The 23,183-nt window shown below is 45.2% G+C and carries 19 protein-coding genes and 1 pseudogene; 16 read left to right on the forward strand and 4 right to left on the reverse strand.

Annotation, left to right across the window (positions count from 1 at the left end; genetic code table 11):
- Positions 1 to 131 precede the first annotated feature (131 nt).
- The 4 genes from QFZ81_RS03060 to QFZ81_RS03075 all read left to right on the forward strand — a co-directional run bounded on the left by QFZ81_RS03060 (position 132) and on the right by QFZ81_RS03075 (position 5,801).
- Positions 132 to 971 carry a carbohydrate ABC transporter permease gene (locus QFZ81_RS03060; protein ID WP_307606815.1) on the forward strand — a complete coding sequence of 280 codons (840 nt, stop codon included), beginning with the start codon at positions 132 to 134 and terminating at the stop codon, positions 969 to 971.
- On the forward strand, positions 964 to 1,788 hold the full coding sequence (locus QFZ81_RS03065) for a carbohydrate ABC transporter permease (RefSeq protein ID WP_047682364.1): 825 nt from the start codon (positions 964 to 966) through the stop codon (positions 1,786 to 1,788). The genes QFZ81_RS03060 and QFZ81_RS03065 overlap by 8 nt, the downstream gene beginning before the upstream one ends.
- A gap of 76 nt (positions 1,789 to 1,864) precedes the next feature.
- Positions 1,865 to 4,897 carry a beta-galactosidase, LacZ type gene (gene lacZ / locus QFZ81_RS03070; RefSeq protein WP_307601396.1) on the forward strand — a complete coding sequence of 1,011 codons (3,033 nt, stop codon included), beginning with the start codon at positions 1,865 to 1,867 and terminating at the stop codon, positions 4,895 to 4,897.
- A 298-nt stretch (positions 4,898 to 5,195) separates the two neighbouring features.
- Positions 5,196 to 5,801 carry a pentapeptide repeat-containing protein gene (locus tag QFZ81_RS03075; protein WP_307601398.1) on the forward strand — a complete coding sequence of 202 codons (606 nt, stop codon included), beginning with the start codon at positions 5,196 to 5,198 and terminating at the stop codon, positions 5,799 to 5,801.
- Positions 5,802 to 5,881: 80 nt separating this feature from the next.
- Here the strand turns inward: QFZ81_RS03075 and QFZ81_RS03080 are convergent, their stop codons facing one another.
- Positions 5,882 to 7,408 (reverse strand): response regulator, encoded by a 1,527-nt coding sequence (locus QFZ81_RS03080; RefSeq protein WP_307601400.1) that lies wholly within the window; start codon positions 7,406 to 7,408, stop codon positions 5,882 to 5,884.
- Between the two features lie 21 nt (positions 7,409 to 7,429).
- Positions 7,430 to 9,235, reverse strand: coding sequence for a sensor histidine kinase (locus QFZ81_RS03085; RefSeq protein WP_307601402.1), 1,806 nt, complete (start codon positions 9,233 to 9,235; stop codon positions 7,430 to 7,432).
- A gap of 175 nt (positions 9,236 to 9,410) precedes the next feature.
- Here QFZ81_RS03085 and QFZ81_RS03090 point away from each other — a divergent pair, with 175 nt between their 5' ends.
- The 6 genes from QFZ81_RS03090 (at position 9,411) to QFZ81_RS03115 (ending at position 16,290) form a co-directional block, all read left to right on the forward strand.
- A complete protein-coding gene (locus QFZ81_RS03090) occupies positions 9,411 to 10,745 on the forward strand; it encodes an ABC transporter substrate-binding protein (RefSeq protein ID WP_307448252.1) in 1,335 nt (444 codons plus the stop codon).
- 77 nt (positions 10,746 to 10,822) lie between these two features.
- Complete coding sequence (locus tag QFZ81_RS03095) at positions 10,823 to 11,695, forward strand: carbohydrate ABC transporter permease (protein WP_307601404.1); 873 nt, start codon at positions 10,823 to 10,825, stop codon at positions 11,693 to 11,695.
- Entirely contained in the window at positions 11,695 to 12,525 is an 831-nt protein-coding gene (locus tag QFZ81_RS03100; RefSeq protein WP_307601406.1) for a carbohydrate ABC transporter permease, read from the forward strand. The genes QFZ81_RS03095 and QFZ81_RS03100 overlap by 1 nt, the downstream gene beginning before the upstream one ends.
- A gap of 21 nt (positions 12,526 to 12,546) precedes the next feature.
- On the forward strand, positions 12,547 to 13,692 hold the full coding sequence (locus tag QFZ81_RS03105) for an SGNH/GDSL hydrolase family protein (protein ID WP_307448246.1): 1,146 nt from the start codon (positions 12,547 to 12,549) through the stop codon (positions 13,690 to 13,692).
- A 17-nt stretch (positions 13,693 to 13,709) separates the two neighbouring features.
- The gene (locus QFZ81_RS03110) at positions 13,710 to 13,916 is read left to right on the forward strand and encodes a hypothetical protein (RefSeq protein WP_307601408.1); all 207 of its coding nucleotides are present in this window, start codon (positions 13,710 to 13,712) and stop codon (positions 13,914 to 13,916) included.
- Complete coding sequence (locus tag QFZ81_RS03115) at positions 13,909 to 16,290, forward strand: glycoside hydrolase family 95 protein (protein ID WP_307448241.1); 2,382 nt, start codon at positions 13,909 to 13,911, stop codon at positions 16,288 to 16,290. Before QFZ81_RS03110 ends, QFZ81_RS03115 begins: the two co-directional genes overlap by 8 nt.
- A 288-nt stretch (positions 16,291 to 16,578) precedes the next feature.
- Here QFZ81_RS03115 and QFZ81_RS03120 read toward each other — a convergent pair.
- Positions 16,579 to 17,367: pseudogene (locus QFZ81_RS03120) on the reverse strand (aminotransferase class I/II-fold pyridoxal phosphate-dependent enzyme); the annotation flags it as partial.
- Between the two features lie 134 nt (positions 17,368 to 17,501).
- On the opposite strand from QFZ81_RS03120, the gene QFZ81_RS03125 reads away from it, so the two are divergent.
- Positions 17,502 to 17,834, forward strand: a complete 333-nt coding sequence (locus QFZ81_RS03125) for a branched-chain amino acid transporter permease (protein ID WP_307448237.1) — start codon at positions 17,502 to 17,504, stop codon at positions 17,832 to 17,834.
- 67 nt (positions 17,835 to 17,901) lie between these two features.
- On the opposite strand, the gene QFZ81_RS03130 is transcribed toward QFZ81_RS03125, so the two are convergent.
- Complete coding sequence (locus tag QFZ81_RS03130; RefSeq protein WP_307448235.1) at positions 17,902 to 18,822, reverse strand: AraC family transcriptional regulator; 921 nt, start codon at positions 18,820 to 18,822, stop codon at positions 17,902 to 17,904.
- 187 nt (positions 18,823 to 19,009) lie between these two features.
- Between QFZ81_RS03130 and QFZ81_RS03135 the strand changes: the two genes are divergently transcribed.
- From QFZ81_RS03135 to QFZ81_RS03155, 5 genes are all read left to right on the forward strand, one after another.
- Positions 19,010 to 20,191, forward strand: coding sequence for an MFS transporter (locus QFZ81_RS03135; protein WP_307448233.1), 1,182 nt, complete (start codon positions 19,010 to 19,012; stop codon positions 20,189 to 20,191).
- A gap of 61 nt (positions 20,192 to 20,252) precedes the next feature.
- Positions 20,253 to 21,230 (forward strand): aldo/keto reductase, encoded by a 978-nt coding sequence (locus tag QFZ81_RS03140; protein ID WP_307448229.1) that lies wholly within the window; start codon positions 20,253 to 20,255, stop codon positions 21,228 to 21,230.
- A gap of 184 nt (positions 21,231 to 21,414) precedes the next feature.
- Entirely contained in the window at positions 21,415 to 21,600 is a 186-nt protein-coding gene (locus tag QFZ81_RS03145; protein ID WP_307448226.1) for a hypothetical protein, read from the forward strand.
- A 62-nt stretch (positions 21,601 to 21,662) separates the two neighbouring features.
- Positions 21,663 to 22,418, forward strand: coding sequence for a Nif3-like dinuclear metal center hexameric protein (locus tag QFZ81_RS03150; protein WP_307601411.1), 756 nt, complete (start codon positions 21,663 to 21,665; stop codon positions 22,416 to 22,418).
- A 156-nt stretch (positions 22,419 to 22,574) separates the two neighbouring features.
- On the forward strand, positions 22,575 to 23,117 hold the full coding sequence (locus tag QFZ81_RS03155) for a phosphotransferase-like protein (protein ID WP_307601413.1): 543 nt from the start codon (positions 22,575 to 22,577) through the stop codon (positions 23,115 to 23,117).
- The last annotated feature ends 66 nt before the right edge of the window (positions 23,118 to 23,183 follow it).

A 23,183-nucleotide genomic window follows, 5' to 3' on the forward strand; every position in this document is an offset into this window, starting at 1 on the left:
AGTTAACGTTCCGGTTGCAGGAGTTGGAGGAAGTTCCATGGTATTATTTCCGTAAAGAAAGGGGTTAGGCTAACGTGAAAGCAGCGAGGCCTGGCGTAAATATTCGCACAAGAGCTAACTTGACTGGTTGGATGTTTATTATCCTGGCGGTCATCATGATTGCAGCGTTCTATTTCTATCCCATGATTCAAGCTCTTATTTTGTCATTTAAATCGGGTAAGGGAATGAATTTATCCTTCGTCGGCATCGACAACTATGCTCGTCTGTTTAGCGATAAAACGTTTATAACCGCGGTTAAGAACACGTTTATTTACTTGATTATCCAGGTTCCAGTGATGATTGTTCTAGCTATGTTTATCTCTGTGTTATTGAACGACAGTAAGTTAAAATTGAAAGGCTTTTTCCGTACGGCGATTTTCTTACCGGCTGTTACCTCGCTTGTAGCGTATTCCGTTATATTTAAATATTTGTTTGCTACGGAGGGCTTGGTTAATAAACTTCTGATCAAGATTCATCTTATTGCAGGCCCGATTCAATGGATCACGGATCCGTTCTGGGCAAAAGTGACGGTTATTCTTGCAATCACATGGCGCTGGACAGGCTATAATATGATCTTCTACTTGTCCGCGCTTCAAAATATCGATCAATCGATTTACGAGGCTGCAAAGATTGATGGAGCTTCATCAACGAGACAGTTTTTCGGAATTACGATGCCACTGCTCAAGCCCATCATTTTATTTACTTCCATTACATCGACAATTGGTACGCTGCAGTTGTTTGATGAAGTTGTTAACATTACGAAGGGCGGACCGGGGAACGCGTCAATGTCCATTTCCCAGTATATTTACAACTTGTCTTTTAAATATTCAGCGGATTTCGGATATGCGGCAACCGTGTCGTATTCCATCGTGATTATGATCATTATATTGGCGTTTGTTCAGTTTAAAGCAGCAGGTGATAAAAATGGATAAATGGAAACGTGTTTTTATTTATATATTTCTGAGTGTCGCTGCGTTTATTTCCATATTTCCGTTTCTATGGATGATTATCAGCGCCACGAATAAGTCGGCCGATGTAACCAAAGGAAGATTGCTGCCGGGAAGCCACCTTGTGGAAAATATAACAAACTTGTTTAGTTCCGTAGATTTTGTACCAGCCTTGCTGAGCTCCGCAAAAATTTCGATTACAACGACTGTGCTGGCCATGTTAATCGGCTCTCTAGCCGGGTACGGCTTTGAAATTTATAGAAGTAAGGCGAAGGACGTCGTATTTAACATTCTGTTACTGTCAATGATGATTCCGTTCGCGGCCATCATGGTACCGTTGTTTCAAATGTTCGGTGGTATCTCGCGCGTTATTCCATTTATCGGGTTGGATACGGTGTCCGGCGTTGTGCTGCCGACATTCACTACAGCATTCCTGATTTTCTTCTTCCGTCAAAGTACGAAGATGTTTCCGAGGGAGCTCTTGGAGGCTGGTCGAATTGACGGGCTGAACGAATTAAGCCTATTCTTCCGTATTTTCATGCCTACGATGAAGACGACATACGCCGCAGCGGGCATCATTACGTTCATGTCGAGCTGGAACAACTATTTATGGCCGCTCATCGTTCTGCAATCACCGGAGAAAAAAACAATACCCATGCTGATATCGAATTTGGGATCAAGCTATTCACCTGATTATGGTATTATTATGATGGCTATCGTGATTTCGACGATTCCGACTGCACTTGTCTTCTTCCTCATGCAGAAGCATTTTGTAGCGGGTATGACAGGCTCGGTGAAATAGAAAAAAGAAAGTCAGGTGATTACGCACACAGCGCATATCACCTGGCTTTTAAATAACTTTACGGGGGAATAATGTAATGAATTTGACGAAGCCAAACCTAAGCTGGCTTACCGATGTAGGCGTATTTGCTGTGAACCGTCTGCCGGCGCACTCAGATCACCGTTATTACGAAACATTAGAGGAAGCAGAAGCAACAGCGCCGATGTCGCTGCGGCACGACCTGAACGGCAGTTGGAAATTCAACTATTCCGTGAAGCCTGCTGATCGTCCCGAGCTGTTCCATCAGCTCGATTACGAGTGCGGCAGTTGGAGCAATATTGAAGTGCCAGGACACATTCAAATGCAGGGTTACGGAAAGCCCCAGTATGTTAATACGATGTATCCATGGGATGGACATCACGATATTCGTCCGCCAGCTATTCCGGAAAATGATAATCCGGTCGGTAGTTACGTGAAGTACTTCACACTGCCTGATAATATGAAGGGCAGGCCCGTCTACATCTCGTTTCAAGGCGTGGAGTCAGCCTTTTACTTGTGGTTAAACGGTGAATTTGTCGGCTATAGCGAAGATAGCTTCACTCCGGCGGAATTCGATCTGACGCCGTTCCTGCAGGAAGGTGAGAATAAGCTTGCTGCCCAAGTGTATCAAAGAAGTACAGGCAGCTGGCTGGAAGATCAAGATTTCTGGCGTTTCTCAGGCATTTTCCGCGACGTTTATTTATATACCGTTCCGAGCATTCACGTTCGCGATCTTTTTGTCCATGCTGATCTTGATGCCGCTTATGAGAAGGGCAGCCTTCGTGCGGATATCAAGCTTGCAGATAGGCAAGAAGCTGCTGTTTATCTTGAATTGAAGGATGCAGTGGGGAATATAGTGGCGAAGGCTCGCTCCGAAGTGTCAACCCTTGAAGCTATATCGTTGTCAATCGATGCGGGACAAGTTACTACTTGGAGTGCAGAGAAGCCGTATTTGTACGTTCTGTATGTGAGTATATATGATCAAGCAGGCAAGCTTGTTGAGGTTATTTCACAGAGGGTCGGCTTCCGTAAGTTTGAAATGATAAATAAAATTATGCACCTTAACGGCAAACGAATCGTCTTCAAGGGTGTCAACCGTCATGAATTTAACAGCCGCAGAGGACGGGCCATTACGAAGGAAGATATGCTGTGGGATATCGCCACGCTAAAACGCAACAATTTGAATGCCGTCCGGACGTCTCATTATCCGAATCAGTCGTTATGGTACGAATTGTGTGACATCTATGGAATCTACGTCATTGATGAGATGAATTTGGAAACGCATGGTTCATGGCAGAAGATGGGCGCAGTAGAGCCATCTTGGAATATTCCAGCGAATAAGCCGGAATGGCAGGATATCGTGATGGACCGTGCAATTTCGATGGTCGAGCGCGACAAGAACCATCCTTCTATTCTGATCTGGTCAGTTGGTAATGAAGCCTATGCGGGCGAAGTCCTGCTAAACGTGTCGAACTATTTCCGGGAGAAGGATCCTAGTCGACTTGTTCATTATGAAGGGGTCTTTCATAACCGCAAGTATAACGATACAAGCGATATGGAGAGCCGCATGTATGCGAAGCCGGCAGACATTGAGGCCTATTTGAACGATAACCCGCAGAAGCCTTATATAAGCTGCGAGTATATGCACGCGATGGGTAATTCGGTAGGCGGTATGCATAAATATACAGAGCTCGAACAGAAATATGCGATGTATCAAGGTGGATTTATCTGGGATTATATCGATCAGGTGATCGTCAAGAAAGATCGTTACGGCAAAGAGTTTCTCGCATTCGGCGGAGATTTCGGCGACCGCGCCACTGATTATAATTTCTGCACGAACGGTATCGTTTATGCGGACCGCAAGGTATCGCCAAAGATGCAGGAAGTGAAATTCCTCTACCAGAACATCAAACTCGTGCCGGATCGTAAAGGTGTGAAGGTGACGAACGAGAACCTGTTCGAAGGTACGGAGGCCTATGATCTGCTAGTTGTCCTTCATAAAGAAGGCAAGGAGATATTCCGAGGTAAGAGGAATATCGACGTTCCGGCGCAAAACGAGGCGTATGTGCCGCTTGAGCTGCCGTCTGTTGATGAGCCAGGTGAGTATGTCGTACATACGTCGCTCAATTTGAAGGAGAGCACCCTATGGGCTGAAGCTGGATATGAAGTTGCGTTCGGGCAGTACGTATTTCTGGTTGATGATCTGGCTTCGTCTGCACAGCCTGAAGGATCATTCAGAGTCGTGGATGGCGATGTAAACATAGGGGTTCATGGACGAGATTTTAGTATCATGTTCTCGAAGCAGGCGGGAAGCCTGATTTCACTGAACTATGCCGGGCGAGAGATGATCGCCATTCCGCCAGCGCCGTTATTCTGGCGTGCGACAACGGATAACGATAAAGGATTCTCGCTTGGCTTTGATTCGGGTGCTTGGTACGCGGCGAGCTTAACGCGCAAATGCATCGGAGTCGAATTGACGCAGCAAGCGGGAAGCGTAATAGTAACATTTCGTTACAAGCTTAGCATTAGCGCGGACGTTCTAGTGACAGTTGCATATACGGTGTATGCCGACGGCAGTTTGAACGTCAAATCTCGCTACGAGGGGGCAACCGGTCTTCCGAAACTGCCGATATTCGCGTTGTCGTTCAAGGTTCCAGCTGATTATTTCCATTTGGATTGGTACGCGATGGGACCTGAGGAGAACTATATCGATCGCGCCTTTGGAGCTAGGCTTGGGGTGTTCAATAATGACGCTGCTGATAATGTGTCTGGATATGTCGTGCCGCAAGAGTCGGGGAACCGCACGGGCGTCCGCCGTGTGAACATTACGAACGACGATGGCCGCGGTATTCGGATAACCGCACCAGCTGCTCAGCCGGTGGAATGTAACATTTCGCCGTTTACGGCATTCGAGTTGGAAAATGCCTACCATCATTACGAGCTGCCGAACGTTCATTATACGGTCGTCACGGTAGCGGGCAGACAGATGGGCGTTGGTGGTGACGACAGCTGGGGCGCGCCGGTACATGATGAGTATTTGATCAAAGCCGATCAAGACCTAGCGTTTGAATTCAATATTCACCGGCTATGATGGCACCATTCGACGTGCTTTGATCGGTGAAAACAAAGAAAAGTGGTTGAGTGGGGACTAATTATCCCTCTCAACCATTTTGTCATTCCTATCTTATTATAGAATAGCCAAGAGGTATTAGGAATCGTTCCAACTTTTAAAGAAGCGGCGTGTTTCAAAAAAATAAATACAAAAATAAAATTCTTGACTTTTGATTGAGATTAGACAGGGACTTGACACGCATATGATATATTAAAAAAATAAATAGTGGGGTTTATAAGGTTAGTTATTCAATTGTTGTTTGTTTGAGGGAGGCTATATGTTTCAGTATATGGATCAACACTACGAGGCAGTCGATTTTAGTGGGCGGGATTTAAGATACGGCGAACTCATTCGCTGCACCTTTAAACGTTGTACATTTACTAGCAGTTCGATGGAGGAAATCACGATAAATCAATGCCGGTTCGTAGAATGCAATTTTCGCGGAGCTTTGTTAAATGGTTCGATTCACACAGAATCAGCTTTTGAAAACTGCAATTTTACTGAAGCTAATCTCTTCGTTTCAGAATTTAACCATTGTAAAATGACAGGCTCAGACTTTGCAGGCGCGCAAATGGATGGTGTTACATTGGTTCAAGGGGATTGGTCCTATACAAATTTGAGACAAGCCAGATTAGCAAAACAGGTTATGCGAGGAGTTCGTTTTTATGGAGCAGATCTTTCTGATGCTAATCTGGAGAAGGCTGATCTAAGAGATTGCGACCTGACAAGTGCAATTTTTGGAAAAGCAAAGTTGCAGGGTGCGGACTTGCGTGGCGCTAATATGGATGGAATCGATTTTAAAACGCTTGTTGTCAAAGGCGCACGGATGGACAGAGAACAAGCTGTTAGTTTTTTGCGTTCATACGGTGCAAAGATAGATTGAGACTGAGAAATCCGACTTTTCCTTTCAAAAGGCAAGTCGGATTTTTTTGTTTCAAATGTCCAATTCTTGCCCCAGCTTCTTTATACATCTTGAGGCGTGAAGGGAATCGCTGCTTTGTATTCCGATGGACTGCATCCGACATATTCCTTGAACACTTTCGAAAAGTAATGCTGATCGTGAAAGTAGAGAGCATCCGATAATTCTTTGATTTTCATATCGGGATTTGTTTCCATAAGTCTTCTTGCTTCGCGAATTTTCAAATCCAGATAGTGATGTACGAACGTGTTTTGTGAATATTTTTTTACGATTCGGCTTATATAGGAAGAGCTTACATGAAATTTCGTGGAAAGATCGCTCATGGACACTTGCGCATACAGGTTCGTTCTGAGATGCTCATCGATTTTGATAAACAACTTATTGCCGCTTTTTTTGTTAAAGGTCAGCAAAAAGTCGAAGCATTCGCCAGAAAATGCAAGAAGTTCAGAGCAAAAATCGGTATAGCTTGTTTGATCAAATAGTTTCAGTTTCCTGGCTTGTTCAAGCACCGCCCAGTTTTTCCATTCGATATGCTGGTTTGCGGAGGATTCGAATGCTCCTACAAGCCGGGATACAAAGCGTTCCAACTGGGCGACGGGGAGGTCAGCCTGCTGCCATTTACTCAACTGCTCGGAGAGCTGGAGGAGAAAGCGGTCCTTCTGAAGTCTCTGTATCATGCCTGAATAGTTGTCGCTTAATCGGTTTATTTCCTCTTTGGAAGATTGCTGTATGTGCTGAGGAAGGCTGACATCCAGCAGGATCGGCTTGGAGAAGTTTAATTGCTCCATGAGCGTCTGTGAAATTTCCCTGTAAGACTCGGGGATTTTCTTGGGCACTACCGATCTGGAACTGCAAGCTATAGAGACATCGAGGCCCAGTGCTACAAAGCAATTGTGTATTTTTTCCAATGTATTCAAATTGTAATTGTGGCCCTCAATGAAAGAAGCATTCGTCAGGATAAGAAGCTGAAGGGGATCTTGAGTTGGAAAAAGCCAGAAGGGATGACCCTCAAAAGCCTCCGTCAGTCTCATCTTAATAATCCCCGAATCCCAGTGATCTGAAAGGGGCGTAAAGATTTGCTTGCGAACCACCCATAACAGCTTGGATTGCTCAAAAAAAACGGGTTCCAGTTTCATAAGACGGCTGGCAGACTGATCCATGATTCCGTCAAATACTGAGCTTTCTGTATGGTGTTCCTCTATGAGTTGGATGACGACTCGTTCCATAACCTCCATCATCTGACTGCGTTCTACAGGCTTTAACAAGTAGTCGCATACCTGCAAATTAATGGCTTTTCGTGTATATTCGAAATCGTTATACCCGCTGATAAGAACTACCTTCAGTTTGGCGTTTATTTTTTTGGCTTGATCGATTAGTGTAAGACCGTCCATCTTGGGCATTCTGATATCCGTAATGAGAATGTCGATTGCGTTATGGTGACAAATCTCCAGTGCTTCCTCGCCGTTCGTAGCGACGGCTGCGACCTGAATGGGAAGACCGGAAGTTTGAAGGAGTGCTTTAAGGTTCCGCAGAATCGGTTTGCTGTCCTCTGCAATGAGAGCTTGAAACATCGTTGTCCCTCCCACATGAATCTAGTAAAAGTCTCTGGTTAACGAAGCAATAACTTGGATGGTAGCGCCCTGGCTGCCGGAATTGTTGTACAAATTAAAAAATAACCGGTTCCTGTACATAAGCTTAAGGCGGTTTACAGTGTTCACAATCCCCATATTGCCAATTCCCGCTGCAAGACTCTCCTGCTCCTGGGAGTCGGGGTTCATGTCGTCGATATTTCTTAGAATTTCTTTGATCTTGGATTCCTCAAACCCTCCGCCGTTATCCGTGATTTCAATAGCCCACAGCCCGTTGTACAGCTTGGCTTTAATCTGGATTTTCCACGGAGGATCGGATCGATCGAAGGCGTGTTCGATGCAGTTCTCCACAAATGGTTGAATGACCAGGCGTGGCAGCAGTATGGATTCAGATGAATGATCGATGTCTATTTCCCATATGAGATCATCCTCATATTGCTGCCCAATCAGCGATAAGTAATGCTTGGTATGTTCGATTTCATCCAATAAAGTGACATGCTCATACGGCGAAGAAACGACATATCTCAAATTTTCAGACAAATGCTTACACATTTCACTGACGATCTGGTTCTTATTTTCTTGAGCCGCTATGCTGATCAAATAAAGCACATTATGAATAAAATGCGGAGCGATCTGCGCTTGCAGCGCCGAATTCCGAGCCATTGCCTCTTTATGTACCGCCATCTTCTCTCTTTCGATCGATTCTTGCAGCCGGTCAAAAAGCTCGCGGAACGCTTCGTTCAGGAGCAGCAGTTCATTGTTGTACAACCGGCTGTCCATGTTCATGCTCAAGTTGCTGTAGTTGATGCGCAGAATTTGGCTGCGAAGCTTTCTGATCGGCAACACTAGACTTTTGGACGTGAAATAGATGTACAAAAACGAGAATAACGTCAGTGAAACAATGATGATTATCGCAATATTTTTAACGGAATTGACAGAACCAAGAACGGATTTGCTCGGTGTGATCACATATACCGTCCATCCTGTAAACGAAGATTTCTGGAAGGCGACATAGTTGTCAGACGTATCTTTATAAATGCCGTTAGTGTTCGAAAGTTTGTCATTGCTTCCGTCAGGTATCTTGTATTCCATGTTTGAGGACTTAATAACCGCTTCACCGTTGCCGTCCGTTATATACACGTTTCCGATGTTTCCGGCGTCAGCCAAAGACTGCAAATCACGATTGTCCATCTGAATGGATAGATAGCCGAAGACGGTGCCGTTCACATCCACGATGGAACGTATAAAGGAGATTGGCTGGTCCTTGGGCGCATAGAGAATGTAGCTGCTGCTTTCCAATTTCCTTCTTGTCGTCTCGTTGCTAAGCACCGGCCCTAACGTAGGCAAGTCCGTATAACCGATATAGGAGGCCAGCTCATCGCCCTGAAGACTGTAAATGATCATATCATGGATATTTAGGCTTGGGCCGACGGCACGAAACATGATATCGCTAAGCACACGTTTCTGATTTAAATCATCAATCGTGTAGGTTGACTTTTTGTTTAAGGACTCATACAAAAAAGAGAAAATATCCCGATTGGACAATACGCGCTGCGAAAGCTGGTTTTGCATAGCGATGTAGCTGTCCAGTTGACTCGCAACCTTGGTGGCCGTCAAGAGGGTGTCCTGAATCGTCCTTTCTTTAAGCGGCTTGACGACAAGCACATTTACATAAATCAGGAAACAGCCGAGAATAAAGACAAGCAAAATGAAAAAGGTTGCAAACAGCTTGGTCTGGAGGTTGATCTGCAGCGGCTTTTTGCCGATCAAGTTATTCACCCCTGCACACCTTCCTTCCTGTAGTGTCATGAATATCCCTACTATAACACCGGAATGAAATCGTTAATACCCCCAAAATTGGTTCATAATATTACACAGGAAGAGTCAACCACGAACATGTACTTTGCAGGAGTGGCGCCCTATAATCGTAATTGTAACCAGTTGCAACGGGTTTCATCAAACAAACATGATGGAGGGGTTCAGTTTGAAACAAATAAATAGAAGTATCGTATTTGGCTCCCTTGCGCTTATGATAGCGCTCTCCCTGACAGGCTGTGGATCCAAAAGCAATCAAGATTCAGGCGGAAGCAGCACGCCAAGCAGCTCTGATAAAGCGGCTCCCTCGCAGTCAGCAAAAACAACGATTGAATTTGCATTGGGGAAAAGCTCTGAGAACGCAGCTTATGCGAATAAAGAAATGCTGGCGGAGTTTGAAAAGCAGACGAATATTCACGTTAACATTCAGATGCTTCCTTCCGAGCAAATCTCCACGATCATGCAGACGAAGCTGGCTGTAGGAGAAGTGCCTGACCTGATTCTATATAACCTAGTCAGTGCTGAAAGAGAACTAAATCTGGATAAAAATTTTGAGCAGCTGGATAATGAGCCGTGGGCTTCCAGATTGCTTAACAAGGATGTACTTTCTTCTAACGGGCATATTTACGCGTTTCACCTGAATCAGGACGCAGGGCAGCAGGGAATGGTTTACAACCAGGATATATTCAAGGAACTGGGACTGTCTGTTCCAAAGAATTATACAGAACTGCTGGCGGTTAGTGACAAAATTAAAGCAAGCGGTATCACTCCGATCTTCATGCCTTTTAAAGATTCCTGGGCTACCAATATTTGGACTGCAGCTGCTTTGGCTGATTATGCGAAGAAAAATGATCCTAAGCTGTGGGAAGATTTGAACGCGAATAAGCGCAAATGGACCGAAGTTCCCGCTTTTGAAACCGTTACGCAGCAGCAGCTGGACCTGTTTAAGAAAGGATATACGAACAAAGATGTATTAAGCGATAGCTATGACATGGCTGTCAATAAATTCCTGAAGAAGGAAGTCGCTATGATGGCTATGGGGGATTGGCTCATTAATGACGCCTATCAAAAAGATCCAACCATTCATCTTGGACTCTTTGCTATCCCGTATGCAGACGGAGCGGATTTGGGAATAAGCCCGCTGGGCGGCCAATTGTTCGTCCCTAAAAAAGCTAAGCATCTGGCGGAAACCAAGAAATTCCTTGATTACCTTGCCTCCCAAAGCGTAGGGCAAAAAATTGTAACAGCGAACAAGTATATTTCCAATTTCAAAGATATCCAAACGCCGGAACTGCCTCCATATAAGCAGGCGATCGTCGATACCTATATGAAAACGAATAAAACGACGATGACAATGGACGCTTACCTATCTGTCGACATCTCAGAGCTATGGAAAGGCTACCAAGACATGTATGCGGGCGGTAAGACTCCGAAAGACGTTTATGTTTCCTGGGATAAGAAATTCGCACAGTTAATGAAAGACAAGAAGATGCCAGGCTTCTAAGCATAAGGTTTCGCCAAAAGGCAGAATGAAGCTTAAAGGCTTTATTCTGCCGAAGTTTTTTTATGGAGCGTGATAACATGAGAATTACGAAACGTCTGTATTCCTATTATTTAATTTTGCCTGCTCTTCTTCTCTATTTGGTTTTTTATGTGCTGCCAACGGTAATTGGTTTGTTTTATTCCTTTACGGATTGGCGGTTGGACACGGAAGAGATCCATTTCAATGGGCTGTATAACTTTGAACGTATTTTCACGGACGAGACGCTGCTTCTGGCCATCAAGAATACGATTATCTTCGCTATTGTAACTGTCATTGGCAAAAATGTGCTGGCAATCCTTCTTGCAGTTGCACTGAATATGAATTTAAAAACCAGAAATTGGCTAAGAGCGATATTTTACACACCTTCCATTATAAGCGTACTGGTCATCAGTCTCTTGTTCATCCCTATGCTTCGTTCGGAGGGCTTAATTAATCAAATCCTTGAAGCCGTAGGCTTAGGTGTTCTGAAGCAAGCTTGGCTGACGGATCCTTCCGTTATTATGTTTACGATTAGCGGACTAGCGATCTGGCAATTTACCGGATTTCAAATGGCTATTTATTTGGCCGGGCTGCAATCCATCTCGAAAGATTATTACGAAGCGGCCAGAATCGACGGAGCGGGAGGCTGGAAGAGCTTCCTTCACATTACGCTCCCGTTGCTGTGGCCCGCTATCAATATCAATGTCATGCTGACCTTGATCGGAGGCTTGAAGGTGTTCTCCGAGGTGTTCGTTCTGACAGGAGGAGGTCCCGGGAATTCTTCTCAGGTCATTGGGACCATGATTTTAAAAGCCTTCGGTGAAGGCAACTGGGGGCTTGGAACGGCCGTGAATACCGTTCTGTTTATAGCCGTAACTCTTATTTCCATTCCGCTGCTCATGTATATGCGCCGCAAGGAGGTACAGGAATAATGATTTCATTGCGTAAAACCGACTGGAAGACGATCGTTGTGGAAGCCATCATGCTGCTCCTTGCGCTCGCCATTATTGCGCCACTTCTCATCATGCTGTTAGGTTCCTTTAAAACAAGCTCAGAGGTATTGGATTTCTCATTAAAGCTTCCCCGTAAATGGATGTTTTCCAATTACAAGGAAGTGATTGAACAGGGAGGGCTGCTTCGTGCTTTCTGGAATGGCATCCTGATTTCAGGTGTATCTTCCGTGTTGAACATTATCACGACTTCTGCGGCTGCTTTCATTATTGTGCGCCGGGATACACGGCTTTCCAATCTGATCTACCTGTTTTTCTTTATGGGGTTAATTGCTCCGGTCTCGATTATTACGACGATCCGCGTTGTCCAATGGTTGGGCCTTTACGGCACCATTACGAGCGCAATTTTTATTTATGCGGCGATGAACAGCGCTTTTAGCGTTTTTCTGTACACAGGTTTCATGAGGTCGATACCAAGGGCGCTGGATGAGGTAGCTTTTCTGGAAGGCGCCAATATGTTCGACGTATTTATAAAAGTGATTTTCCCGTTAATTATTCCGGTAAATGCCACCGTGGCGATTATGGTGTTTATGTCTGTCTGGAACGACATTACGATCCCGATTTATTTCTTAACGGATAGCTCCAATTGGACGATGCCTTTATCCGTATATAACTTTTACGGTAAATTCAGCAGGGACTGGAATCTCGTTTTCGCCGACTTGACGCTGACCTCATTACCTGTTCTTGTCTTATATCTAATGGCGCAGAAATATATCGTCAGCGGCTTAACAGCCGGAGCCGTCAAAGGCTAAGGAAAGGATGTCATTTCAGCGATGTGGGCTTCCTATAGGTCAGCCACCGTTCTTTCAACGGCAAAAAATTGTATCATGACTAGCGATTCAACCTTTACGCACTCTTACAGAACTTACATTAACCCGAGGGAATACGGAAAGCTGAAGATGAAATTCTGGTGCAGTAATAACGTGGACTCCACATGGGCGGACGGGTCTGTTTCCAAGGCAAATCTGCAAGGGGGTTCATGGAGAATTGAGGCGGCTTACATAGCTGACGGTGGGAGACTTCCCGATGGAAGTGTCGTTTCGGGCACTCAAGTACCGTTAACTTACGATTCTTCGTTCTCCAAACTTGTCATACCGGGTGAAACGTTCTGGAGTGATGCCTTAACTTTTGCTATCCCGGAAGGAAACTATTTGGCGTTTACATGGACGATTACGACTATGGATGCGGGGAACAGCATTCCCTTCAATACGGAAGGCTTGCTGGTGTCTGCCTATGATGCGCCGGGACATGCTGCTGATCAAGCGTCATCCGATTTATACCGCAGATCTGCCAACTGCCTGGTGCTGCCGGATTTTATAGGCTATGAGCGTGCATGTGCGAAACGCATTGCTTTTCTGGGGGATTCGATTACCCAAGGCGTACGGACACGTTTGGATGCTTATGAATACTGGGCTGCACACATTGCGGAGGGTCTAGGAGATTCTAGAAGCGTATGGAATATCGGTTCAGGATGGGCAAGAGCCTATGATGCTGCAAGCGACGGGGCCTGGCTGTACAAGGCCAAGCAAAGCGATGTGGTTGTCGTTGCATTAGGTGTTAACGATATTGGTACTGCTGGCCGAAGTGCGGCTCAATTGCTGGACGACCTGCAGACCATCGTCATCAAGCTTAAGCAGGACAATGCTGCAAAGACGGTTATCCTGTGCACAGTTCCTACATTTAATTTCACCGATTCGCAGGAATTGGTCTGGAGACAGGTCAATGACTCAATACGCCAACATGCCATTCTTGGTGCCGATCACGTGTTTGATATGGCAGAGGTGCTTTCCCAAGCAGCACCAAACGATAATCTGCTAAAGCCTGCCTACATGGCCTCAAGTTCGGACCCGCATCCAAACGGGGTGGCGGGCTTAGCTATAGCGGATGCTTTCCTGTCATGGTATGGGAACAATTGCTGATCTAAAGGAGTATTGATATGAATACATTTGGGGTTTCATCCATATTGTTTCAAGGTGATTCGATTACCGACGGTAATCGCGGTAGAAACGATGACTTTTTTTGGGACGGGATTCATCCGACACCAGCTGGCCATGCCTTAATAAAAAATCGTTGGATGGACTTTTATAGCAAACGATTCATCTCTGATAGTGGGATATCCGGAGGAGGGCAAGCGTGTGAGTGAAAAAGAATTGGAGCTCTGGTACGAGCAACCGGCGGTACAGTGGGAAGAGGCGCTTCCGATCGGTAACGGGCGATTGGGCGGCATGGTGTTCGGCGGACAGACTGTGGAGCGGATTGAATTAAACGAAGATACGCTGTGGTCAGGGACTCCGCATGACGCTCAGCGGCCGCGTCCATTTCCGAGCCTGTCCAAAGTCAGAAGTCTCATTGATCTAGGCAGTTATCAAGAAGCAGAGCAGTTGATCCACCAAGAAGCGTTGAGCTCCTATGCGCAGTCGTACTTGCCCTTGGGCAACCTGATCATCCAGCGCGAGTTTCCGGGAGAGATTTCGACGTATAAGCGTGAGCTGTCGCTGGACAACGCCGTTACACAAGTACTTATGACGGCCAGCGGTGAGCAGTGCTTGTTGCAGACGGCATTTTGCAGTAACCCAGATCAGGTGATGGTTGTATGTCTCGAAGCGGAGCAGCAGGAGCTGATCTTTACAGCCTCGCTGCAGGGCATGCTGCAGGGAGAAGTGATCAGGCTGACGGACAAGCATCTGGTGTACAAGGGACGATGCCCCAGTCACGTAGAGCCGAACTACAGGAGTGTGGGAGCGGAGCCTCCTATTCTCTACGATGAACGGCCAAGCATTGAGTTCGAGCTGCATCTGGCCGTGCTTGCCGATGAAGGTGAGGTTTCGGTTTCCAATCAAGGGGAGCTTACGGTGCAGGGGGTGCAGAACGCAGTTCTGCTGATAACTGCTGCTACGACGTATCCGTCAGTTGACGACCCGAACCGGCAGCGGAAGCTAAGAGACACCTGCCTCAGCAGAATTGAAGCGGCAAGACTCAGAGGATATACCCAGCTGCTTGAGCGGCATATAGAAGATTACCAACGCTTATTTCATAGAGTAGAATTAAAGCTTGGCGACCCAGCGGAGTCTGAATTACCGACTGACAAGCGATTGGAAAGATTTCGCACAGGCGCCGATGATCGTGGTTTGGTGGAGTTGTTCTTTCAATTCGGCAGATATTTATTGATCGCTTCCTCAAGACCGGGCTCCCAGCCGGCGAATCTGCAAGGCATCTGGAATCGGGAGCTCCAACCGCCATGGTCCTCCAATTTTACGACCAATATTAACGTTCAAATGAATTACTGGCTTGCTGAAATTTGTAATTTGAGCGAGTGCCATGAACCTCTGCTGAAGATGATCGGAGAATTGGCTCTTACAGGAGCGGCTACTGCATCGGAAACATTTGGCTGCCGCGGTTGGGCTGCTAATCATAATACGGATATTTGGAAACTGTCTAATCCGGTTGGCGAGCAGGATGGAGGTATCCATTGGGCTTTTTGGCCGATGTCGGGAGCTTGGCTTTGCAGGCATCTATGGGAGCATTATGTTTTTAGCCAAGATACTTCCTATTTACGCAACGAGGCTTATCCCTTGATGAAAGGAGCAGCCATGTTTGCGCTTGATTGGCTGGTAGAGGACGCCTCAGGATTTCTGATTACGAATCCGTCCACCTCGCCGGAAAATCAATTTGTTTCGTCCAATGGCTTTGTCTCGGCAGTCAGCAAAGCGGCAACGATGGATCTCATGCTCATCTGGGATTTATTCAATAATTGTATGCAGGCCTGTGAAGTTTTGGATGTTGATCAGGACTTCCAATTTGCGCTGAGTCAGGCAAGGGAACGACTTTATCCGTTACAGGTTGGGCGGTACGGACAACTTCAGGAGTGGATAGAAGATTTCATGGAAAAGGAACCGGGGCATCGGCATATGTCCCATTTGTACGGATTTTACCCGGGGAATCAAATTTTGCTTCATGAGCATCCTCAGTTGGCGGAAGCGGTGCGGACCTCGCTTCGGAGAAGACTGGAGCAGGGTGGCGGGCACACGGGCTGGAGCTGTGCCTGGATCATTAATTTGTTCGCGAGGTTGGAAGAAGGCGAATCATCTTATCGCTATGTACGACAGCTGCTGGAGACATCCGTTTACCCGAATTTATTCGACGCGCATCCTCCTTTTCAAATTGACGGCAACTTTGGCGGCACGGCTGGTATCGCCGAAATGCTGCTTCAAAGTCATGCCGATGAACTTAGCCTACTTCCCGCATTACCCACACCGTGGGCTGACGGGTTCGTAAAAGGCTTACTGGCCAGAGGTGGATTCGAGGTTGATATCCGGTGGGAGCAGGGGGGATGGACAGAAGTGAGCCTGCGATCCCGACACCGAGGTTTATGCAGAGTAAGAAGCAAGCAGCCCGTTGATACCGTTGTGTCGGAGGGCGTTATCATCGATTATCGTAGGATTGATGCTGATCGGATTGAATTCGTTACGGAGGAGGGGTGTATCTACGTTTTGCGGTCGTTTGGGACGAAGCGTTAACGATGGCAGGAATGAATGTCGATTCCTTTATTGTCGTCCAAAGGCCGTCTATTGAAGTACAATAAAGTTTTGAAGTAATTAGGCGTTCACTCTATTGGGTGAACGCTTATTATTTTTGGAGTTGCAACAACTTGCGTTACTACGAGAAAAACGGTCTGATTCATGCGATAGCCAGGGGTTCGAACAGATCGAGAGGCGTCAAGAACATTATGAAGTCATTAACGAAAAAATAGATTTACCGTCAATGGGAACTAGAAAACCTACTAACTGGTTTAAACCGTCATTATTTTACCTGAGATTTCCTTTTAAGATCTCCAATCCTCTTTTTAATTCGTCCAAAGAGTTTGTGGACGCAAGTGCTATTCGCAAAAACTTATCCTGCGTATTGGCTCCACATAGAAAGCGATTTGAGTGAAAAACACGAATTCCTTTCTGAAGAAAGGCACTCTCCATCCGTGATCCATCGCCATTGTCCGAGATGGGAAGCCAACTATAAAAACTCAGTGGATGACCAGTGTGGAAAGACTGTGAAAAAAACTCTGAATATATATGATTTGCAGATTGTGCTAGCTGTTTTTTTTCCTCAACAATTGCATTTGCTTTTCCAGATAAAATAAGTTCGGTTATGATCTCGGCATCCAATGAAGATGTCTTGACATTGATATTAAAAATTGCCTTAATAATCTTCTCTTTAAAAGCATCGCTAAACACAATATATGCCACTCGGAGCCCTGAACAGATTGACTTGGAGGTACTGCAGATATAGACAGTTTGTTCTGGGATGAGCTGAAACATCGGCTGATCATAATCGGCTATAATACCAGCCGTCAAAAAGGCGTAAATGTCATCTTCAATTAAAATCAAATTATGCTTACGAATTATAGCAGCTAATTCTTTTTTGCGGTTTTCTGAAATCATTACAGTAGTGGGATTAGAACAAGAAGGCATCAAAAAAACGCCATGTACTTCCAGTTGAAGGCACTGAGTTTCAAGTTCATCCGGCAGCATTCCGCACTCGTCACCGGGAATTGGAACTAACTTAATACGAAACATTTTCGAAATCTCAATAAAATTTGCTTATTGGGTCTAGGACTATCACTTTTATGCCTTTTCATTTTTAACAGTGGTAACTTTATCCTCCCTTCCATGATCGTCATTCTCTTCGTACTTACTTTGATGAGAATGCAGCTAAAGAAAACAGGTGAACGAACATGTCAATGACTTTAATAGAGCGAATGATTACGATTGGAATGGTTGTTTTGGGAACCATGATGACAAGATTTATTCCATTTATTATTTTTCCTTCAGGTCGACCCACACCAAGTTATGTGCAGTATCTAGGCAAAGTATTGCCCTCAGCAGCGCTAGGGTTACTGGTTGTCTATAGTATCAAAGATGTCAAATTTTTATCCGGTAACCACGGAGTACCCGAACTGATTTCTATTGTTCTAGTTGCTTTGCTCCATATTTGGAAGAGAAATATGTTTTTGTCAATTGCAAGTGGTACTCTCATCTATATGTTTTTAATTCAATTTTTATTTTAGATAGTCGTCTCTCAATGGGACTACCCAATCGCGTTTTGACGGATTAATTTGCCCTCGCTGGGCAGGATCATCTTACGTTTAGTCTTTGGTCATATTTTTCCTTCAGACGCTTTATGTCTGCTCTGGGAGGAGAACCAAACATACGAGAATATTCGCGACTGAATTGGGATGCACTTTCATAGCCTACCCGGAATGCGACATCAGCGGCATCCGCTGACTCGGATAATAATAGGCGTCGTGCTTCCTGCAATCGCAGCTGTTTTTGGAACTGAATAGGGCTCATAGCGGTTACCTCTTTGAAGTGTCTGTGAAACGAAGAAATACTCATACTGGCTATTTCGGCAAGCTCTTCAATTCGTAAAGGCTTATCACAGTCATTGATAATTTGTTCGATAGCGTCCCTGATTCGATAGATGCTGCTTCCTTCCATTGCGATTTGTGCCAGCGCAACTCCATACTGCCCTTGCAGAAGCCTATATAGAATTTCCCTTGTGTAGATGGGAGCAAGGTACGGAATGTCTTTGGGATTATCTAGCAAACGAGCTAATCTGAGTATCGCATCCAGTATAGGCAGCTCTATCTGACCGACAAACATAGCTCGCTTAGCATTTTCTTTCGGGGTGATTTGAATTTCAGAGTCATTTAAAACCTCTAAAATTTGACTTTGTGTAAATTCAAGTTTGAAACTCAAATACGGAGCGTCGAAAGAAGCTTTTATGACCTGGCCGATCACCGGTAAGTTCATGGATGAAATAAGGTAGTTGGCAGGACCATATTCAAAACGCTCCTGTGCCAGCAATATCTCTTTCAAACCTTGAGCTATGAAACATAAGGAAGGCTTGTAAACTCTGTAGACTGGCTCGGTCACATTAGAGTAGCGAATAAAAAATAAAGATGGGATAACGGTCTCGTAAACTCCGTCCTGACCCGAATGAGGTTCTATCAGTTTGGCGAGCTCATCCTGCTGTTTTAGTATTTCCTCAGACATAGGCTCCTCCTTATTGTTTTATCTTTTTCAATTATAAGGCATATACGTCTGTGGTGTTAGTGGTAGTGAGAGGATTAGGCAATCATTTAAGACAAATGAGATAACGGTCTTTTTTTCATTTATTGCATAATAAGGTTACGCCCTTTAACACACAAGAGTTCTTGATAGAACTTGAGGAGGAATGAAAGTGGAACGCCTATGGACGAAGCCGTTTATTCTCATGACGGTAGGGATGTTTTTCCTATTCACCGGATTTTATTCGCTGTATCCGACGCTACCGCTGTTCATCAAACAGATGGGCGGCAACGAAACGCAGGTCGGACTGGCAGCGGGCGCGTTTATGCTGACTGCCGTTATTTTTCGCCCGATCGTCGGCGTGCTGCTGGATCGGTTTGGCAGGCGTCCGTTTATCGTCTGGGGGCTGCTTCTCTTCACCTTGGGGATGTATATGTATGACTGGATCGGTGGAATCTTCGTTTTGATGGTGCTCAGAATGTTGCACGGGATGAGCTGGGCGGTTTCCACAACCGCCGTTTACACGGCAATTGCGGATATGATCCCGTCGGCCCGCCGTGGAGAAGGCATGGGGTGGTTTGGCACGGCCACGACCATGGCTATGGCGGTCGGCCCGATATTCGGCATCTGGGTTACACAGAACCTGTCGTACCACGCTCTGTTTCTATTCGCCGTCCTCCTCTCTGCCGCAGCGCTGCTCTTGACGTTTGGTGCAAAAATGCCTTTCCGGCCGAAATCTGGTGCAAGGAGAATCGAATTTTTTGAAAAATCGGTCTTGCCCGTCACGGCATCGTGCTTTTTTCATGCTATCGCTTATGGTGGCATTACCACCTTTGTCCCGCTTTTTGCTAACTCGATCAAGGTCAATCCCGGCGCGTTCTTTCTGGCCTATGCTGCAACGCTTGCCCTGATCCGTCCCATTGCGGGAAAACTTTCGGACCGGCATGGCGAGACGTATGTCATTGTACCGGCCCTTGTGATTACGATTTCGGCTTTGATTACCTTGAGCTTTTCGACCGGATTGTTCGGCGTGCTCGTTTCGGCGGTTCTGTACGGTATCGGTTTCGGTTCCGTGCATCCGGCTCTTCAAGCGGCAACGATACGTCTTGCTCACCCGGACCGTAAAGGGGTTGCCACTGCTTCTTTATTGACTGCTACCGACCTCGGCATCGGGCTAGGTGCAATCATGCTAGGCTGGGTCTCCCAATACACGAGCTACCAGCTATTGTTTACGGTCAGCGCTGTGTCGGTCGCGTTTTCCTTGTTGCTATTCACTTTCTTTGTAAAACGTTTGTTGAAAAACAAAGGGCTTAGCCCTCTGAACACCGGTACTCTTCCCTCCGAAACAAATTGACGCAGCTGCACAACGTTGAAACAGTGAAAAAAATAGTAAAACTAAGGAGTGTATCGATTATATGGAGTATGTAAAACTTGGCCGCACCGGTTTAGAAGTTTCACGATTATGCCTTGGTTGCATGAGTTATGGGGTACCCGAACGCGGAATCGCTCCATGGTCGCTGAATGAAGAGGAAAGTAGGCCATTCATTAAAAAAGCGCTAGAATTAGGCATTAACTTCTTCGATACTGCGAATGTATACTCTGACGGAACAAGTGAGGAAATTGTCGGACGTGCATTGAAGGAATTCGCCCGTCGTGATGAGGTCGTCATTGCGACAAAGGTATACTTCCGCATGCACCCGGGTCCGAATGGCGCGGGACTTTCCCGCAAGGCAATCATGAGCGAAATTGATAACAGCCTAAGACGGCTGGGTACGGATTACGTCGATTTGTACCAGATCCACCGTTTCGATAACACTACGCCTATAGAAGAGACGATGGAGGCACTCCATGACGTAGTAAAGGCAGGTAAGGCAAGGTATATAGGAGCATCCTCGATGTATGCTTGGCAGTTCTTGAAAGCGCAGCATGTCGCCGAACGTAACGGTTGGACCCGGTTTGTCTCCATGCAGAATTTATTGAATTTAATGTATAGGGAAGAAGAGAGGGAGATGCTGCCGCTTTGCCGCTCAGAGGGAATCGGTGTCATCCCATGGAGTCCGTTTGCTAAAGGTCGGCTAACCCGAGATTGGGATGAAAAGACAGCCCGTTCAGAGATAGACGAAGCCGGACAAAGGCTAGTTGCGGCAATGGTAGACGCCGATCGCAAGATCGTGGAGAAAGTTGCCGAAGTTGCCGCCAAGCGGGGCATTCCTCGTGCGCAAGTCGCGCTTGCGTGGGTACTGCAAAAGGAGCCGGTAACGGCGCCGATCATCGGCGCAACAAAGCTTAATCATCTGGAGGATGCAGTTGCTGCGTTATCGGTGAAGCTGGATTCAAACGAAATTGTGAGCCTAGAGGAGCCTTATGTACCGCATCAGATATACGGAATCTAAACTAGATGCTTCATCATAGAAAATACTACGGAAAACTTTAGTTGAACACAAATAAGGAGCAGTTCTGCCATTGGCAGCTGCTCCTTATTTTTATTAAGATACAGGAGAAAATAAATTCGTTTCAGTGCTTATGGGACTTTTATTTTATCAATCTTCTTTACTAAGGTTTTCACCTCATGAGGTCGTGGAATACGATAAAATCTACTCGGATGCCATTAGTGAAAATTCTGAAATTATAGAAGATGTTTCCCACCAAGTTTGTCATTTTGCCCCTATGAATGCAGATGGCTATAAACCAGTTTATATTGATATGTGGACAAAATTATCTAAATCATGGGACATTGAACAGAGTATGGTGGCTATCGGTTGATAGCAGGAAAATGGGAAATTTTAGAGAAAGTATTCAAAAAAAATATAAGGTGGTGTATTTGAATGCAGAGTGATCAATTTATTGAGACCACCCACTTGCTCTTTGGAGACTTATTAAAGACATTTGATGAAGGAGAAGAATACACATTATACAATTTTGGCCCACAGGTAATTAGCAGAATTGGTTTCGCAACGAATATTACACCTGATATTGTACGTCAAGCTGCTGATAAAAAGGTGGATTTAATCATTACGCATCATGATGCTTGGGATTTCATATTCGGGATGAAAGAAGAATGCCATGGTCTATTGAAGCATTTTCAAATCGGTCATTACTTCGTTCATTTACCGCTTGATTATGCTGACTTTGGTACGTGTAATTCACTTTTTGAATTATTAAAGGTCAACCAAATTATCCAAACTTCCTATCATGATGAAGGTAGGAGTGTACCGGGAGTCGGCGTGTTCAATGACTCATTAACGTTCGAGGAATTGTGTGAAAGGGTAACAGACGTCTTAAATGAAGATGTTAAATCATGGAAGCATACAGAGAAACGAATTAGTAAATTGGGGATTATTACGGGAGCAGGAAACTCAACGAAAAATATCCTTGACGCAGTAAAATTGGGCTGCGATGCATACCTAACCGGAGAAAAAACATTATACACGGTACAATATGCTCAATATGTAGGAATGAATTTAATAGTTGGGAGTCATACATTTACTGAAATATTTGGAGTAAGATCTTTGGTTGAGCAGATCAAAAAAAAGTTTAATCATATTGAAACTATCGAATTGTTCGAAGACCATTTTGAATAATACCATTAAACCTAGCAGGCACAGCGGCGGTCTGCTTTTTTCATTAAAGTAACAGGCAGAAGACGGAATAATCAAATTTATTTAAACTCACCCTTAAATCAGTTGGTTTATTACCCTTATAATATTTGGTAAAAAGAAGAAAGAAGCGATGACTCAATGTTGACAGAACGTCCTAGCATTATTTTAATTACCGGAATAATGGCGAGTGGGAAATCAACGGTAGCACAGTTGCTTTCCGAACGGTTCGAGAAATCGGTTCATTTGCGGGGAGATATTTTCCGGAGAATGATTGTTAATAACCGCAAAGAGGTTCACCCAGATGCCGGAAGTGATGAATTGAACCAATTGCGTCTACGATATCGGCTTGCCGCGCAGTCCGCGGATGCCTATTTTCAAGTAGGCTTTAAAGTAGTAGTTCAAGACGTCGTGATTGGACCAATGTTGAATGATTTTATATCCTATATCCAAAGCCGACCTTTTTATGTAGTGGTTCTTTGTCCAAACTCGTCAGTTGTCATACTAAGGGAATCTGCCCGTATTAAAAAAGGATATGGTGTTTGGACCGTTGAAGGATTGGATAGTCTGTTGCGAAATGAAACACCACGAATCGGAATGTGGTTGGATTCATCTGAATTGACCCCTGATGAAACTGTTAATGAAATTATAACGAGATTGCAAGATGAGGCACTTCTAAGTTAAGAGATTGAACTCTAACGGGAGACGATAGTAAAGGAGCTTGCCTCGCGGTGGCTTCTTTTTTTGTTC

Origin of the sequence: Paenibacillus sp. V4I9 (genome assembly GCF_030817295.1) — a bacterium.
Classification (GTDB): domain Bacteria; phylum Bacillota; class Bacilli; order Paenibacillales; family NBRC-103111; genus Paenibacillus_E.